This window comes from Sphingobium sp. TKS (assembly GCF_001563265.1).
In the GTDB taxonomy this organism is placed as follows: Bacteria; Pseudomonadota; Alphaproteobacteria; order Sphingomonadales; family Sphingomonadaceae; genus Sphingobium.
Genome location: NZ_CP005084.1, coordinates 101,271 through 117,500 on the forward strand (window position 1 = coordinate 101,271; position 16,230 = coordinate 117,500).

A 16,230-nucleotide genomic window follows, 5' to 3' on the forward strand; every position below is an offset into this window, starting at 1 on the left:
AGCATGACCCCTCCATCCCCCATCCGCCGCTTCACCGGCTGGCACATGACCGCGATCCTGGTCGCGTTCTTCGCCGTGGTGATCGCGGTCAACATGCTGATGGCGACCATCGCGGTGCGGTCCTTCGGCGGCACCGTGGTCGAAAACAGCTATGTCGCCAGCCAGAAATTCAATGGCTGGCTGGCAGAAGCCCGCGCACAGCGGCGGCTGGGATGGCAGGATAAGGTAACAATGGATGCAGCGCGGCATGTCCGCCTGACCCTGACCGACGCAAAGGGCGCGCCGGTGGCGGGCGGCGGCGTGATGGCGGTCGCGCAGCATCCGCTGGGGCGGGCGCCCGACCTGTCGCTGGCGTTCCACGAAATGGCGCCGGGCGTCTACGCCAGCGACCGCGCCTTGCCCCTGGGCCGCTGGCAAATCCGCTTCGATCTGCGCCTGACCGGGCGCGAGGAACATCTGTTGAGGGAGGTCGACTGATGGCCACGAAAGCGCTGATCCCCGATCCCGTAACGGAGGAGACAGCAGAAAGCCTGTTCGCCGTCCCCGGCATCCATTGCGTCGGCTGCATCGCCAAGATCGAGGAGGGGCTTCCTCGCCAGCCCGGCATAGTGTCGGCGCGGGTCAATATGGGCGCGAAGCGGGTCGCGATCCGGCACGATCCGGCCCTGACACCGCCCGATCTGCGCGCTGCCATCGCCGCTTTGGGGTTCGAGGCGGAGCCGCTGGCCGATGCGGGCCTGGATATCGCGGCAGCCGAAAGCAGGCGGCTGACGCGCGCGCTGGTGGTCGCGGGCTTCGCGGCGATGAACATCATGCTGCTGTCAGTGTCGGTCTGGTCGGGGGCGGCGGGCGCGACGCGGGAGATGTTCCACTGGCTCTCTGCGCTGATCGCCCTGCCGACCGTCGCCTATGCGGGCCAGCCCTTTTTCCGTTCGGCCTGGGCGGCGCTGCGGCAGGGGCGGACGAACATGGACGTGCCGATCAGCATCGGCGTGCTGCTGACGACCGGCATGAGCCTGTATGAAACCGTGACCGGCGGCGCCCATGCCTGGTTCGACGGGGCGGTGATGCTGCTGTTCTTCCTGCTGGCAGGACGTTCGCTCGACAGCATGATGCGTGGGCGGGCGCGAGCGGGGGTGGCGGCGCTGCTCAAGCAGACCGCGCCCGGCGCGCTGGTGCTGGCGGCGGATGGGAGCAGCCGCTGGACCCGCGCCGACGCTCTGCGGGCGGGCATGACGATATTGGTGGCGGCGGGCGAAAGGCTGGCTGCCGATGGGCGCGTGGTGGAGGGTGAAAGCGGCCTCGACATCGCCTTTCTGACCGGAGAAAGCGCCCCGGTGCGCGTGCGTCCCGGAGACAGCGTGCAGGCGGGTGCACTCAACATCGAAGGGCCGATCCGGGTGGCAGTGACGGCGGCGGGCCCCGATACCGTCATTGCCGACATCGCCCGGCTGATGGAGGAGGCGGGGCAGGGCAAGTCGCGCTATGTCCGCCTCGCGGACCGGGCGGCGCGGCTCTATGCGCCCTGCGTCCATCTGCTGGCGGCATTGTCCTTTGCGGGGTGGATGATCGCCGGAGCGGGCGTGCATCAGTCGCTGCTGATCGCGGTCGCCGTGCTGCTGATCACTTGCCCTTGCGCGCTGGGACTGGCGGTGCCGGCGGCGCAGATCGTCGCCTGTGGCGCGCTGATGCGGCGGGGCGTGCTGGTCAAGGACGGGTCGGCGCTGGAACGGCTGGCGGAGGTCAGCGAAGCGGTGTTCGACAAGACCGGCACGCTGACCCTGGGCCGTCCCGTGCCGCAGGGGCTGCGCCGCTTGTGGAGCGACGACCGCTCGATTTTGTTGTCGCTGTCACGGGCCTCGCGCCATCCGCTGAGTGTCGCGCTGCGGCAGGCGCTGGAGGCGAAGGGCGTGACGCCCGCCGCGCTCGACCAGATCCGCGAAGTCGCCGGAGAGGGGGTTTTCGCGGACTATGAAGGGGTATCCGTTTCCCTCGCGCGTCCGCGTAGCCTTATCAACCTGTTCGGGCTGGCGGCAGAATATCGGCGCGGCGATCAGGCCATGCTGCTGAGCTTCACCGATGCCCTGCGGCCCGACGCGGCGGATACGCTGGACGCCCTGCGCGGCATGGGGATGAATGTGCTGATCGCCAGCGGCGACCGCCCCGACGCGCTGGAGGAGATCGCCCGCGAAACCCGCACCACCGCCATCGGCCATCTGCGCCCAGCCGACAAGCTGGCGCTGATCGGCCGGCTGAAGGGCAAGGGGGAAAAGGTGCTGATGATCGGGGACGGGCTGAATGACGGCCCGGCGCTGGCTGCGGGCCATGCCAGCATGGCGCCCGCCTCCGCCAGCGACGCGAGCCAACTCACCGCCGATGCCGTGTTCCTGGGCGACAGGCTGGCGCCCGTGGCGCTCACTGTGCATGTGGCGCGGCGGACGGTCGCCGTGGTGAAGCAGAATTTCGCGCTGGCGATCGGCTATAATGTGCTGGCGGTGCCGCTGGCCATAGCGGGCAAGGTGACGCCGCTGGTTGCGGCGGTCGTCATGTCGACATCTTCGCTGATCGTCATCGCCAACGCCCTGCGTTTGAAAGGAGTCGTGAAATGATCGGTCTCAGCCTGCTCATCCCGATCGCGCTTGGCCTGGGGTTGCTGGGTCTGGCGGCCTTTTTCTGGGCGCTGGGCAATGGCCAGTTCGACGACACCGATGGCGCGGCGGTGCGCATCCTGATCGACGAGGATTGAGGGCGGGCGTCTTTTCGTCCGATTTATCCATGATATACAGGATATTTCGCCAGAAAATCGCCAATAATAAGGCATATTTCCTGACTATCCGCTATTCATAAGTCGGTCTGCGTGCCATGATTTCTCTATCATGGCACGCATGACGAACCCGCCCCCCTTCGCTGATTTCGCCCCCGCCATTCGCGTACAGTCGCCGCTCCGCCACGCCATCACCGCTGCCTATCGTCGCGATGAGGCGCGGTGCATGGCGCCCCTGCTCGAAGCCGCCGCGCTGCCAGACGCCATGCGGCAGGCGGCCCGGGAAACGGCGCGCAGGCTGGTGACGACGCTGCGCGCCAACCGCAATGGCAGCGGAGTCGAGGCGCTGGTGCAGGAATATTCGCTCTCCAGTCAGGAGGGGGTGGCGCTGATGTGTCTCGCTGAAGCGCTGCTGCGCATTCCCGACGATGCGACCCGTGATGCGCTAATCCGCGACAAGATCGCTCACGGCGACTGGGGTGGGCATCTGGGCGGCGGCAAGTCGCTGTTCGTCAATGCGGCGACCTGGGGACTGGTGGTTACGGGGAAGCTGGTCGGCAGCGTGGATGACCGGAGCCTCGGCGCGGCGCTGACCCGGCTGGTGGCGCGTGTGGGCGAGCCGGTTATCCGGCGAGGCGTGGACCTCGCCATGCGGATGATGGGCGAGCAGTTCGTGACCGGCGAGACGATTGCCGAGGCGCTGAAGCGCGCACGGGTACAGGAGGCGAAGGGCTTCCAATACAGTTATGACATGCTGGGCGAGGCGGCGGCGACGGCGGCCGATGCGGCGCGCTATCTGGCCGATTACGCCCAAGCGATCCACGCCATCGGCAGGGCGTCGGACGGGCGCGGCGTCTATGCGGGGCCAGGTATCTCGATCAAGCTGTCGGCGCTGCATCCGCGCTATAGCCGCGCCCAGGCGGAACGGGTCATGGGGGAATTGCTGCCCCGCGTGAAGGAACTGGCGCTGCTGGCCAAGGGCTATGACATCGGCCTCAACATCGATGCGGAGGAAGCGGACCGGCTGGAATTGTCGCTCGACCTGCTGGAGAGCCTGGCGCTGGACCCTGACCTTGCGGACTGGAACGGCCTTGGTTTCGTGGTGCAGGCCTATGGCAAGCGCTGCCCCTTCGTCATCGACTGGATCGTCGATCTGGCGCAGCGGGCCGGGCGGCGGATCATGGTGCGTCTGGTCAAGGGCGCCTATTGGGACGCGGAGATCAAACGGGCGCAGGTCGACGGGCTGGCGGATTTCCCGGTCTATACGCGCAAAGTGCATACGGACGTCGCCTATATCGCCTGCGCGAAGAAGCTGCTGGCGGCGACGGATAAAGTCTTCCCCCAGTTCGCGACGCATAATGCGCAGACTTTGGCGACTATCCATCATCTGGCCGGGCCGGATTTCAGGCTTGGCGACTATGAGTTTCAGTGCCTGCACGGCATGGGCGAGCCGCTCTATGAGCAGGTGGTAGGGAAGGGGAATCTCGACCGCCCCTGCCGCATCTATGCGCCGGTCGGCACGCATGAAACGCTGCTGGCCTATCTGGTGCGGCGCCTGCTGGAAAATGGCGCGAACAGTTCCTTCGTGCACCGCATTGCCGACCCGGCGGTGCCCGTGGAGGAGATGATCGCAGACCCGGTCGAGATGGTGCGGGCGATGCCGCATCCGGGCACGCGGCATCCGGAGATTGCCTTGCCCAGTGAGCTATATCCCGACCGGCGCAATTCCGAAGGGATCGACCTTAGCGATGAGAATGCGCTGGCGGCGGTGACGCAGGCGCTGAAGGAAAGCGTGCAAATCGGTTGGACGGCGGCGGCGTCGGGTGAGGAAGGCACGGCGCGGTTGGTGCTTAACCCAGCCAACCGGCGCGATGTCGTGGGCACGGTGTTCGAGGTGTCGGCAGACTATGCGCGGGATGCGGTTCTTCGCGCTGGCGACAGCGAATGGGCGCAAGTGCCGGTGGAGGAACGGGCCGTGATATTGGAGCGGGCCGCCGACGCGATGCAGGCGCGCATGCCGATCCTGCTGGGCCTGATCGTGCGGGAGGCGGGCAAGTCGCTGCCCAACGCCATAGCCGAGGTGCGGGAGGCGATCGATTTCCTGCGCTATTATGCGGCCCAGGCGCGGGCGGCTTTCGGCCCGGCGCAGGCGGCTTTGGGGCCGGTCGTCTGCATTTCGCCCTGGAATTTCCCGCTGGCGATCTTCACCGGGCAGATCGTGGCGGCGCTGGTCGCGGGCAATCCGGTGCTGGCCAAGCCCGCCGAGGAAACCCCGCTGATCGCGGCAGAGGCGGTGCGGTTGCTGCATGAGGCGGGCGTGCCGGGCGACGCGCTGCAACTGATCCCCGGCGCGGGCGAGATCGGCGCGGCGCTGGTGGCGGCGCCGCAGACCGCCGCGGTGCTGTTCACCGGATCGACCGAGGTGGCGCGGTTGATCCAGCGGCAACTGGCATCCCGCCTCTCCGCATCGGGCAAGCCCATCCCCCTGATCGCGGAGACGGGCGGGCAGAATGCGATGATCGTCGACAGCTCCGCGCTGGCCGAACAGGTGGTGGCGGATGTGATCGCCTCGGCCTTCGACAGCGCGGGGCAGCGCTGTTCGGCGCTGCGCATCCTTTGTTTGCAGGAGGATGTGGCGGACCGGACGCTGGCGATGCTGAAGGGCGCGCTCCGGGAATTGCGCATCGGGTGGACCGACCGGCTGGCGGTCGATATCGGCCCCGTCATCACCGAGGATGCGAAGGCCGGGATCGAGGGGCATATCGCCTCGATGCGCGCTCTGGGCTGCTCCGTGGAGCAGCAAACACTCCCGGACCAAGCGGCGCACGGCAGCTTCGTCCCGCCCACCATCATCGAGATCGACGACATAGCGCAACTCAAGCGCGAGGTTTTCGGGCCGGTGTTGCATGTCATACGCTTTCCCCGCTCCGGGTTGAACGCGTTGATCGATGCGATCAATGCGACCGGCTATGGCTTGACCTTCGGCCTGCACACGCGGTTGGACGACACCATCGCGCAGGTGACCGGGCGGGTTAAGGCGGGCAATCTCTATGTGAACCGCAACGTCATCGGCGCGATCGTCGGGGTGCAGCCCTTTGGCGGGCGCGGCCTGTCGGGTACCGGGCCCAAGGCGGGTGGGCCGCTTTATCTGGGACGGCTGGTGACCACGCCCCCGGTCTTTGCCGAACGGGCGGGTTCGCTCCGGTCGCCGCTCAGCGATTTTGCCGATTGGCTGGCAGCGGAGGGTGAAGCGGAGGCCGCGGCCATTGCGCGGCGCTATGGCGACGCGTCGGCGCTAGGGGTGGAGATGGCGCTGCCGGGGCCGGTGGGGGAGCGCAACCTCTATGCGCTGCATCCGCGTGGGCAGATCGGGATGCGGCCCGCGACGCGGCAGGGGCTGTTGCAGCAGATGGCGGCGATGCTGGCGACTGGCAATCGCGGGGTGTTGCGGGACATGGCGCTGCCGCAGGGGTTGCCTGCGCATATTGCGGCGCATTTCGCGTCACAGGCGGACGGGCCGCTTGGAGCGGTGCTGATTGAGGGGGATGCCGGGCGGATTGGTGCGGTGGTTCAGGAAGTGGCCGACTTGCCGGGGCCGGTCGTCAGCGTCCATGCGGCGGGGGCGGATGGGGGGTATCCGCTCGACTGGCTGCTGGAGGAGGTGTCGACCTCCATCAACACGACGGCTGCCGGGGGTAATGCGAGCCTGATGATGATTGGGTGAGAGGGTAGGCGCAACGTGCTCCTGCCTTCGCTGGAGCACGTTGCGCTTAGGCGTCCTTCAGTAAGCCCGTCACGACCGGCGCGATCTTGCCGACGATCACATTCACCCCGGCCGGATTGGGATGGATGGAATCGGCCTGCATCAGCTTGGGATTCCCGATCACGCCTTCAAGGAAGAAGGGGTAGATCGGCAGGCCGTAATCCTTAGCCAGCCGGGGATAGATGGCGTCGAACTTTGCGCCATAATCCTTGCCCATATTGGGCGCGGCCAGCATGCCGGTGAGCAGCACTGGGATCTGCCGCTGCTTGAGCTGGTCCAACATGGCGCGCAGATTCTTTTCGCTGTCCTCCGGCGCCAGACCGCGCAACATGTCGTTGCCGCCAAGGTCGAGCAGCAGCAGGTCGGGCTTGCGCGGCAGGCCGTCCAGCGTGAAGGCGAGGCGCTGCATGCCCCCCAAAGAGGTTTCGCCTGAAACCCCGGCATTGCGGACCTGAACCGCCAGCCCCTTGGCCTTCAGCGCCTGTTCGAGGCGGAAGGGGAAGCTTTCATTCTGGGCCACGCCATAGCCCGCATAGAGGCTGTCACCGAAGACGAGGACGAGTTTGCCGTCTTCGACCGGGGCGGCGCTATTCTGCGCCTGCGCGGACGGCGCGGCGCTGTTGCTGGCGGCTGGTTCGCCCGAACAGGCGGTGAGCAATTGCACAATCGCTACCGCGCCCACATATATCGACCATCTTCCCGCCTTCATGGGGTTCCTTTCGCTGATGCACGGTTCGTCCTCCCTCGCCCATATCGCGATTGAAGCGCGCAATGTCACCCTCTCGCTCGGCACCCGCGAAGCGCCCACCCAAATATTGAAGGGTATCGACCTTTCCATCCCCAGGGGGGAGAGCCTGGCGATCCTGGGACCATCGGGGTCGGGCAAGTCGTCGCTGATGGCGATCCTGTCGGGGCTGGAGCGTGCGAGCGGTGGCGACGTGCGGGTCGCGGGGATCGATTACGGACCGCTGGACGAAGACGCGCTGGCGCGGGCGAGGCGCGGGCGCGTGGGCATCGTGTTGCAGAGCTTCCACCTGCTGCCGACCATGACGGCGGTGGAAAATGTCGCCGTGCCGCTGGAGCTGGCTGGGTTCGGGGACGCCTTCGCCCGCGCGGCGAACGAGCTGGATGCGGTGGGGCTGGGGCATCGGCTGCATCATTACCCCGCCCAGCTTTCGGGCGGCGAGCAGCAGCGCGTGGCCATTGCCCGCGCCGTCGCGCCAGGACCGGACATCATCTTTGCCGACGAGCCGACCGGCAATCTGGATGGCGCGACCAGCGGGTCGATCGTCGAACTGCTGTTCGCTCGGCGGGAAGCGAACGGCGCGACGCTGGTGATCATCACCCATGATCCTGGGGTGGCTGAACGGTGCGACCGCATCGTGGAAATGCGCGACGGCTTGATCATCGCGGACCGGAGGCCGTGACGGGGCTTGGCGGGCGAGGGGGGCTGGGCTGGCGGGGCTGCTGGCGGATCGCCCGGCGCGACCTGCATCGCGGCTTTCGGGGGCTGCGGCTGCTGTTCATCTGCCTGTTCCTGGGCGTTGCGACGCTGGCGACGATCGGCGGCCTGACCGCCGCGATCACGGGAGAAATTGCGAGCAAGGGGCAGTTGCTGCTGGGCGGCGATGTCGAAGTGGCGATGTCGCAGCGTGAGGCAAGCGCGGCCGAGAAAGCGGCGTTCCGGCGCGAAGGTGTGCTGAGCGAGACTATCAGGCTGCGCGCAATGGCGCAGCGGGTCGGGGAGGGCAAAGGCCCATCCGCCGTGCTGACCGAACTCAAGGGCGTGGACGCGGCCTATCCACTCTACGGCACACTGATGCTGAAAGGCGGGCGGGCAGGGCCGATGCGCGCCGACGAACTGGCGATCGGACAAGCGCTGGCGGACAGGCTGGGCGTCAAGCCGGGCGATGGCTTGCGCTATGGCACGGCGACCTTCCGCATCCGCGACATCATCGCGGACGAGCCCGATCGCGTGGGCGAGGGCTTCACTTTGGGGCCGGTCGCCCTCACGTCGATGGAGGGCATCCGGCGCACCGGCCTCATCCAGCCGGGGAGTCTCTATGAAAGCAAATATCGCATCCGCATGGCGGCGGGCCGGGACGCAGGGGCGGTCGGGGACCGGCTGAAACGCGCCTTTGCGTCCTCCGGCTTCGAGATCAAGGACCGCGACGGGGCAGCGCCGGGGACCAGCCGTTTTCTGGAGCGGATGGGGCAGTTCCTGTCGCTGATCGGCCTCGCCGCGCTTGCCATCGCCGGGATCGGGGTCAGCAACGGCGTCGCCTCCTATCTGACGATCAAGCGCAACGGCATCGCGACGCTGAAGATATTGGGCGCGTCGTCCGCCGACATTGCGCGCATCTATCTGATGCAGATCGGCGCGGTTGCCATGCTGGCGATCGGATGCGGACTGGTGGCGGGAATCGTGCTGCCGCTGGGGCTGGTGGCCGCGATGCGGGATATATTGCCGGTGCAGCCGGGCTTCGCCATTGCTCCCTGGCCGCTCGTCACCAGCGCGCTTTACGGCCTGCTGATCGCCTTCATCTTCACCATGCCGCCGCTGGCGCATGCGCGGACTCTGCCCGCCGCCGCGCTGTTTCGCGAGACGGTGGACAGGCGGCGCGGCTTCGACCGCGCGAGCATGATCGCGGTGGGCACGGCCGGGGCGGCGGCCGTCGCGCTGGCGCTGGGTACGGCGCGGGAGCCGTGGTTCGCGGCGTCGATGCTGGGCGCCGTCGCCGCCGTGCTGGCGCTGCTGACCGGGATCGGGCTGCTGGTCCGGCGCGTGGCGCGCCGGGCACCCGCGCCGCGCCGTCCCCTTGCCCGGTTGGCGGTGGCCAATCTCCATCGGCCGGGCGCGCAGACATCGGCGCTGGTGGTGGCGCTCGGGCTGGGTCTGACGCTGTTCGTGACGCTTGCCGCGATCCAGTCGAGCCTCAGCGCCGAAATCCGCAACACCGTGCCCCGCACCGCGCCCGACCAGTTCGTGCTGGACATCCCCATTGCCGGGAAGGACCGCTTCCTCTCGCTCGTCGCGCAAGAGGCGCCTGGGGCCAAGGTCAATATGGTGCCGACCCTGCGCGGAACGATCGTCGCTTATGGCGGGCAGCGCGTGGCGGACCTCAAGCAACTGCCCGAAGGCGCCTGGTTCCTGCGCGGCGAGCGGGGCGTCACCTATAGCGAGACGCTGCCCGAGGGATCGGAACTGGTGAAGGGGCAATGGTGGCCCCGAAACTATGCCGGGCCGCCGCTGATCTCGCTCGACCGCGAAGCGGCGAAGGTGATGGGCGTTGGCGTCGGGGACCGGCTCACCGTGTCGGTGCTGGGACGCGAGATCGAGGCGCGGATCGCCTCCCTGCGGCAGGTCAACTGGGAGACGATGGGCTTCAACTATATCATGGTTTTTTCGCCCAACACGCTGCGTAGCGCGCCGCACAGCCTGTCAGCGACGATTACGATGAAAGGCGCGTCGGAGGGAGCGATGACCCGTGCGCTGCTGGCGGCCTTCCCCTCGGTGTCGATCATCGCGGTGGGCGAGGTGGTGGCGCAGGTCACTATTCTGCTGGGACAGATGTCGACCGCGATCGTGCTGGCCGGATCGGTCGCGATCCTGGCGGGCATCGCCGTGCTGATCGGCGCGATCGCGGCATCGCGGCAGGCGCGCGCCTATGACAGCGTGATCCTGAAGACGCTCGGCGCGACGCGCGGGCAGATATTGGGCGCGCAGGCGATCGAATATGCGCTGCTCGCCGCGGTATTGGCGCTGGTGGCGCTGGGGTTGGGACTGGCGGCGGCGTGGTTCGTGATCGTGCAGATATTCCAGTTCGGCTGGGCGCCCGATTGGCTGCTGGTGCTGTCGACTTTGGGCGCGGGCGCGGTGCTGACGCTGGGGATCGGGCTGCTGGGCTCGATCCCGTTGATGTCGGTGCGGCCTGCGCGCGCATTACGTGCGCTATAAGGCCGCTTCCTCATTGGCTGAGGCACGCGACCGCCGCTATTCGTCGGGCCAGTAAAGCCGCATGGGGTTGTCGACGAGCAGCTTGCGTTGCAATTCGGCGGTCGGCGCGATGCGGGGATCATGTCGACCAGCGCGCCATCGTCGGGAATCGCCTTTTCCATGTTCGGATGCGGCCAGTCCGTGCCCCACAGCACCCGATCCTGATAATCCGCCACCAGCGGCGCGACCGCATGAGCAAAATCGTCCCAAGGCGCGCCCCGGGGGTCGAGCCGGTCGGGGCAGGTCACCTTGGTCCATATATCATCGCGGCTGTCGAGCAGTCGGCGAAATGCCCGCATATCGGCGCCGTCCGGGGGACGTTATCGGGGTCTTGCCGATATGTTGAAGAAGCCCGGCCTCGACACGCATCTCATGAACAACATCTTCTTCGACACCTGCGTCTATCATCAGCCGGGCATCGACCTGCTGGCGGACGTGATCGACAACAAGAATATCCTGTTCGGATCGGAAATGGTCGGCGCGGTGCGCGGTATTGATCCGACGACGGGCCATTATTTCGACGATACCAAGCGTTATGTCGACGCGCTCGATATCAGCGATGCCGAACGCCACGCCATTTTCGAGGGCAATGCGCGGCGCGTCTTCCCGCGCCTTGCCCGGCGTCGAAGCGCTGCTGGCGCGGCTTGCTTCTGCGGGCATCCCGATGGCGGTGGCGACCTCGACCGAGGCGCCCTATGCCTGTCGACGGCTCGAAAAGGCGGGACTGCTCGATTATTTCGAAGCGGTCGTGACCCGCAACGATGTCCAGTGGCCCAAGCCGCATCCCGAACCCTATCTGCTCGCGGCAAAGCGCTTGGGCGTCGCCGTGACCGAAGCGGTCGCGGTGGAAGACAGCTACGCCGGCGTCCGCTCCGCGGCGGGGGCGGGCATCGCGACGGTGATGGTGCCCGACCTGCTGCCCCCGACGGATGCGGAACGGGCATTGGTCGCGGCGGTGCTGCCCAGCCTGCATGACTTTGCCGCCCTGATCCTGCCCTGATCCGGGCCGTTCGTCCCGCCGCATCCGCCCTTCGTCGCAAAGCCTGTTGCGTCTGTCCTGCTCTTGGAATTGGGGAGCCGATGTGGGACAGCGGGATCTGGATCGCTGACAGGAAGATGCCGGGACGTTATGCCGCTGCCGAGCCGATTGAGGATCTTGCCTTGGGCTTGCGGCGTGGCAAGCATCGCCTTGCCGGGCGCATCGGCGCTGGCCGCCGATCCCGCTCCGTTCGAGCTTGGCGGGCCGGGGCTGCGCATCACGGTCACGCGGGATAGGGACGTGCTGCCGATCGCGCAGGTGCCCAGCCTGGCGGAAGGCGACAAGCTGTCGATCAAGGCCGACTTGCCGGAGGATCAGGGCGCGCGCTTCCTGCTGCTCTCCACTTTCCTGCGCGGGGCGACCAATCCACCGCCCAAGGACTGGATCAGGGCCGCCGAAACCTGGAAAAAGAAAGACAAGGACAACAGCCTGACGCTGACCGTGCCCAAGGGCGCGCGGCAGATGACGCTGTTCATGGTGCCTGACACGGGCGGGGCGGAAGGCACGATCGTCGACGCCGTGCGCGGCAAGCCGGGCGAGTTCATCCGGGCGACGCAGGAATTGAACCAGGCCTCGCTCGACCGCTCACGGCTGGACGCCTTCATGGCGGCGATCCGGGCCCAGGAAAACAGCCATCCCGAATATCTGCGCTCGGTCGCCCCGGCCTTGGCGCGCAGCCTGTCGATGAAGCTCAATGACGAATGCCTGTCCAAGGTGGTCGAGCTTCAGGCGAGCTGTCTGCTCGAAAACCGCGAGCATCTGGTGCTGGCGGACGTCCACAGCAGCTCGATCGCGGAGACGCTGACCGGCACGCCGACCGACCTGGCGCTGCAACTCAGTTCCACGCGGGAGGCGGGCTATGGTTTCTACAGCCCCTATATCGGGGTGGTACGCGACGTGGCGAAAATATTCGGCGCGTTCAGCAATCCGGAATTCGACTATCTGCCGACGCTCAGCATCCGGCGTGACGCAAGCGCCTCCCTGCTGCTCAACAAGGCGCCCTCCTTCCAGAAGCCCAAATCCGTGCTGGTCGTCGGCATGCCCGCGATCGAGGCGGACAGCCCGCCGCGCCTGCGCAGCGCCGCCAATGGCCCGATCTGTGTCGCGCGGCCGGGCGTGGTGCTGCCGGTCGAGGGCGCGCCGCTTATCTATTCGACCGCCTATGCGCGCAATATGACGGTGAAGCTGACGGCGGCAAACGGCGAGACGGTCGACTTGCCCGTCGAGGCGCGGGCGGATCGCGGCGGCTATGTCGTCAGGAGCAGTGACCCGCTACCCGCCGCCTTCCAGGGCACGGTGAAGGGGCATCTCTCCGGCTATTGGGGCTTCGAGCGGTTCGATGGCCCCGATTTCGCGCTGCAATTGCCCGGCGATGCGTCTTGGAAAGTCGCTGGTGAAGCGCAGACGCTGGTCGTCGGGCGCGACAATGCGCTGACGCTGACCGGGGAAGCGCCCGCCTGCGTCGAAGGCGTGATGCTGCGACAGGGCGACGGGGCGCCGCAATCTTTGCCGTGGAAAGTGCAGGGCACCGACGCGCTGACGCTCTCCCTGCCGCTGGCCGATAGCAAGCCCGGCGACATCAGGGTCGAGGTCAAATATCAGGGTAGGGCGGAGCCCTCCATGCTGTCGCTCAAGGCCTACGCCCAGGCGAGCCGGCTGGACGGCCTCGGCCTGCATGCGGGGGACAATAGCGCGATTCTCTCGGGCCAGCGGCTGGATCAGGTCGCCGGCGTCGAGCTGTCCGGCATGACCCTGCAACCCGATGGACTGACGCGTGACGGGTCGGTGGACCGGCTGCGCCTGGTGGCGAAGGGCGATGGCGCGGCACTCAAGGCAGGAGATCGGGTGACGGCACGGATCGGGCTGAAGGACGGGCGTTCAGTCAATCTTGCCGCGACGGTCGAGGAGACGCGGCCCCGCGTGACGCTGCTCGGCAAGAGCGTTTCGCCCGGCGCGACGAACGAAGCGCATCCTTTGCAACTGCCGGGAGACGCTCTGTTGCCGGATGATGGGCGGTTGGTCTTTTCTGTGCGGGCGGATCAGGGCGTGGCGTTTCGGCCCGATGATGCGCTGGAGGTCGTTTCGGCGGACGGCGCGAAGTCGGTCAGACTGGCCAGCGCCAATGGGCTCCGTCTCTCTGGCCCGGATGTGATGGTGGCGACGCTCGACCCGGGGATATTGGCGCCTGTGTCGGGGCCGCTGCGCTTCCGGCTGCTCCGGGAAGGCGGGTCGAGCGATTGGCAGCCTCTGGTGACGCTGGCGCGGTTGCCGCATATCGAGAATGTCCTTTGCGAGGCGCAAGATTGCACGATCAAGGGGCGCGATCTGTTCCTGATCGATGCCGTGGACGGCACGCCGGACTTTGAAAAGCCAACGGTGGTCGCTCAGGGCTTTACCGGGTCAAAGCTGGCAGTCCCGGCGCCCCGGAACGGCAAACTCTACATCCGCCTGCGCGACGCGCAGGATCAGGTGGTCGTGCTGAATGTGAGTTGATAGCCTGCCTTTCTGAATTGTCTTGCGCGTTTCTCCTTCTATTGACCTGTGCACCTGCTTTCGTAGGAGCGCAGGTTCCGAATGTTTTCCCCGGCCGCTTGCCAAGCTGATGCATCGCTTCCCCTAAGAATGATGCGTTCGACCGCTGGATGCAGGTTGCCGATCTTGACTATATCCTTTCCCTGGTTGCGGCGCAGGCCGTGATCGCGGAAAATAGCATAGGATTGCCGCTCTGATATGACCGATGCTCTGCCTGCCCGGAAGATTGGACCTCATACAGTTTCTGCCATTGGTCTTGGCTGCATGAATTTGAGCCATGCCTATCTGCCCCGGCCCGAGCCGGAACAGGCGGAGCGGCTGCTGCTTCATGCGCTGGATAGGGGGGTGACCTTTTTCGATACGGCGGCGCTCTACGGCTTCGGCGCCAATGAGGAACTGGTTGGCCGTACCCTGATGCACCGCCGGACCGAATTCACTCTGGCGAGCAAATGCGTGCTGGGGGAGATCGACGGCAAGCGTGGCCTCGACGGCTCGCCCGCCGCGATTGGCCGGGTGCTGGAAGATTCGCTCCGGCGGTTGAAGACCGATCATATCGATCTCTACTATCTCCATCGGCTGGATGCGAAGGTGCCGATCGAGGAGTCGGTGGGCGCTCTGGTCCGCGCGGTGGAGGCGGGGAAGATCGGCGCCATCGGCCTGTCGGAAATGTCGGCTGCAACCCTGCGTCGTGCCCATGCCGTTCACCCGATCGCGGCGATGCAAACGGAATATTCGCCCTGGAGCCGGAATGCCGAACTGGCGGTGCTGGATGCCTGTGCGGAACTGGGCGCGGCTTTCGTGGCCTTCTCACCCCTCGCTCGCGGCCTGCTGGCCGGCAATGTCGGGCTTGAAGGCGTACCCAAGGGCGACATTCGCGGCGCGATGCCCCGGTTCCAATCCCCACATCTGGAGGCGAATCTGGCGCTGGCGGGCAGGCTTAAGGCGCTGGCGGATGAAGCGGGCTGCACGGCGGCGCAACTCTGCCTGGCTTGGTTGCTGTCGCGGCGGGATTTTGTCGTGCCGATTCCGGGGACGACGAGCGTCGCGCATCTGGATGAGGATCTGGTGACGCTCTCACTCGACCTGCCTGACGATCTGTTCGCGGGGGTGGACGCGATCTTCACGTTCGAGGCGGTTTCCGGCGCACGGTATCCCAAGGATGCCCAGGCACAGATCGACACGGAAACCTGGGCCGGTGAGCCGTTGGCCTGAGCGGCGCAAGGAGCGTTGGGCCGGTCTTTTCCCTTTGGTTTGAAGGAAATTTCCGAAAATCCTATTTTTCCTGTTGACCGACTCATTCGACGCGCCTAGATGCCACTCCACCGACGCGGTGATGCCCTCCGGTTTTCGCTGCGATCGGTCGCCAGTATCAAGGATGGCCAAATCCTCGCACGAAAGTTCGAGGAAGATTGGTTGTCCGCTTCTGATTTTGGTGTGTTCTTTGACATTGTTAGTATGATGAAGGGACATGTGGGCGGCGGCTCCGGGTCTTGGCGGCTTTCAGGCGCTGGGTACTCGGTTAAATTTGGCCAGACCTCACAATGTCCTTACGTAACCATGTAAGTAAATTTGTGCAGGAATGGCTCCTGAAAATGAGCGGTTCATGTTTGGGCTTATTCCGCCTGGATATGGATCGGACATCAAACTTGAGAGTTTGATCCTGGCTCAGAACGAACGCTGGCGGCATGCCTAATACATGCAAGTCGAACGAGATCCTTCGGGGTCTAGTGGCGCACGGGTGCGTAACGCGTGGGAATCTGCCCTTGGGTTCGGAATAACGTTTGGAAACGAACGCTAATACCGGATGATGACGAAAGTCCAAAGATTTATCGCCCAGGGATGAGCCCGCGTAGGATTAGCTAGTTGGTGAGGTAAAGGCTCACCAAGGCGACGATCCTTAGCTGGTCTGAGAGGATGATCAGCCACACTGGGACTGAGACACGGCCCAGACTCCTACGGGAGGCAGCAGTAGGGAATATTGGACAATGGGGGCAACCCTGATCCAGCAATGCCGCGTGAGTGATGAAGGCCTTAGGGTTGTAAAGCTCTTTTACCCGGGATGATAATGACAGTACCGGGAGAATAAGCCCCGGCTAACTCCGTGCCAGCAGCCGCGGTAATACGGAGGGGGCTAG

General features: G+C 66.0%; 10 protein-coding genes, 1 rRNA gene and 2 pseudogenes (1 of these 13 cut by a window edge). 11 read left to right on the plus strand and 2 right to left on the minus strand.

What is annotated here, in order from left to right; genetic code table 11:
* The first annotated feature begins 3 nt into the window (after positions 1-3).
* The 4 genes from K426_RS21425 to putA all read left to right on the plus strand — a co-directional run bounded on the left by K426_RS21425 (position 4) and on the right by putA (position 6,488).
* The gene (locus K426_RS21425) at positions 4-477 is read left to right on the plus strand and encodes a FixH family protein (RefSeq protein WP_066562251.1); all 474 of its coding nucleotides are present in this window, start codon (positions 4-6) and stop codon (positions 475-477) included.
* Positions 477-2,609, plus strand: coding sequence for a cation-translocating P-type ATPase (locus K426_RS21430; protein WP_066562253.1), 2,133 nt, complete (start codon positions 477-479; stop codon positions 2,607-2,609). Before K426_RS21425 ends, K426_RS21430 begins: the two co-directional genes overlap by 1 nt.
* Entirely contained in the window at positions 2,606-2,746 is a 141-nt protein-coding gene (gene ccoS / locus K426_RS21435; RefSeq protein WP_066562254.1) for a cbb3-type cytochrome oxidase assembly protein CcoS, read from the plus strand. The genes K426_RS21430 and ccoS overlap by 4 nt, the downstream gene beginning before the upstream one ends.
* A gap of 139 nt (positions 2,747-2,885) precedes the next feature.
* Positions 2,886-6,488 (plus strand): trifunctional transcriptional regulator/proline dehydrogenase/L-glutamate gamma-semialdehyde dehydrogenase, encoded by a 3,603-nt coding sequence (putA, locus tag K426_RS21440; protein ID WP_066562255.1) that lies wholly within the window; start codon positions 2,886-2,888, stop codon positions 6,486-6,488.
* A gap of 46 nt (positions 6,489-6,534) precedes the next feature.
* Here putA and K426_RS21445 read toward each other — a convergent pair whose 3' ends face one another.
* Positions 6,535-7,236, minus strand: coding sequence for an arylesterase (locus tag K426_RS21445; protein WP_066562256.1), 702 nt, complete (start codon positions 7,234-7,236; stop codon positions 6,535-6,537).
* A gap of 16 nt (positions 7,237-7,252) precedes the next feature.
* On the opposite strand from K426_RS21445, the gene K426_RS21450 reads away from it, so the two are divergent.
* Both K426_RS21450 and K426_RS21455 read left to right on the plus strand, forming a co-directional pair.
* A complete protein-coding gene (locus K426_RS21450; RefSeq protein ID WP_066563727.1) occupies positions 7,253-7,954 on the plus strand; it encodes an ABC transporter ATP-binding protein in 702 nt (233 codons plus the stop codon).
* Positions 7,951-10,485: an ABC transporter permease gene (locus tag K426_RS21455; RefSeq protein ID WP_237230133.1), complete on the plus strand. Its 2,535-nt coding sequence runs from the start codon at positions 7,951-7,953 to the stop codon at positions 10,483-10,485. The genes K426_RS21450 and K426_RS21455 overlap by 4 nt, the downstream gene beginning before the upstream one ends.
* 36 nt (positions 10,486-10,521) lie before the next feature.
* On the opposite strand, the pseudogene K426_RS21460 reads toward K426_RS21455, so the two are convergent.
* Positions 10,522-10,845, minus strand: a pseudogene (locus tag K426_RS21460) (amidohydrolase family protein); the annotation flags it as partial.
* On the opposite strand from K426_RS21460, the pseudogene K426_RS30495 reads away from it, so the two are divergent.
* The 5 genes and pseudogenes from K426_RS30495 to K426_RS21480 form a co-directional block, all read left to right on the plus strand.
* Positions 10,840-11,163 (plus strand): annotated as a pseudogene (locus K426_RS30495) (amidohydrolase family protein); the annotation flags it as partial. The pseudogenes K426_RS21460 and K426_RS30495 overlap by 6 nt on opposite strands.
* Positions 11,114-11,524, plus strand: a complete 411-nt coding sequence (locus tag K426_RS21465) for an HAD family hydrolase (RefSeq protein WP_237230134.1) — start codon at positions 11,114-11,116, stop codon at positions 11,522-11,524. The pseudogene K426_RS30495 and the gene K426_RS21465, both read left to right, overlap by 50 nt.
* A 129-nt stretch (positions 11,525-11,653) precedes the next feature.
* On the plus strand, positions 11,654-14,056 hold the full coding sequence (locus tag K426_RS21470) for a hypothetical protein (RefSeq protein ID WP_066562261.1): 2,403 nt from the start codon (positions 11,654-11,656) through the stop codon (positions 14,054-14,056).
* Positions 14,057-14,293: 237 nt separating this feature from the next.
* A complete protein-coding gene (locus tag K426_RS21475) occupies positions 14,294-15,307 on the plus strand; it encodes an aldo/keto reductase (protein WP_066562262.1) in 1,014 nt (337 codons plus the stop codon).
* A gap of 430 nt (positions 15,308-15,737) precedes the next feature.
* Positions 15,738-16,230 (plus strand): 16S ribosomal RNA (locus tag K426_RS21480); it runs 996 nt beyond the window's last position.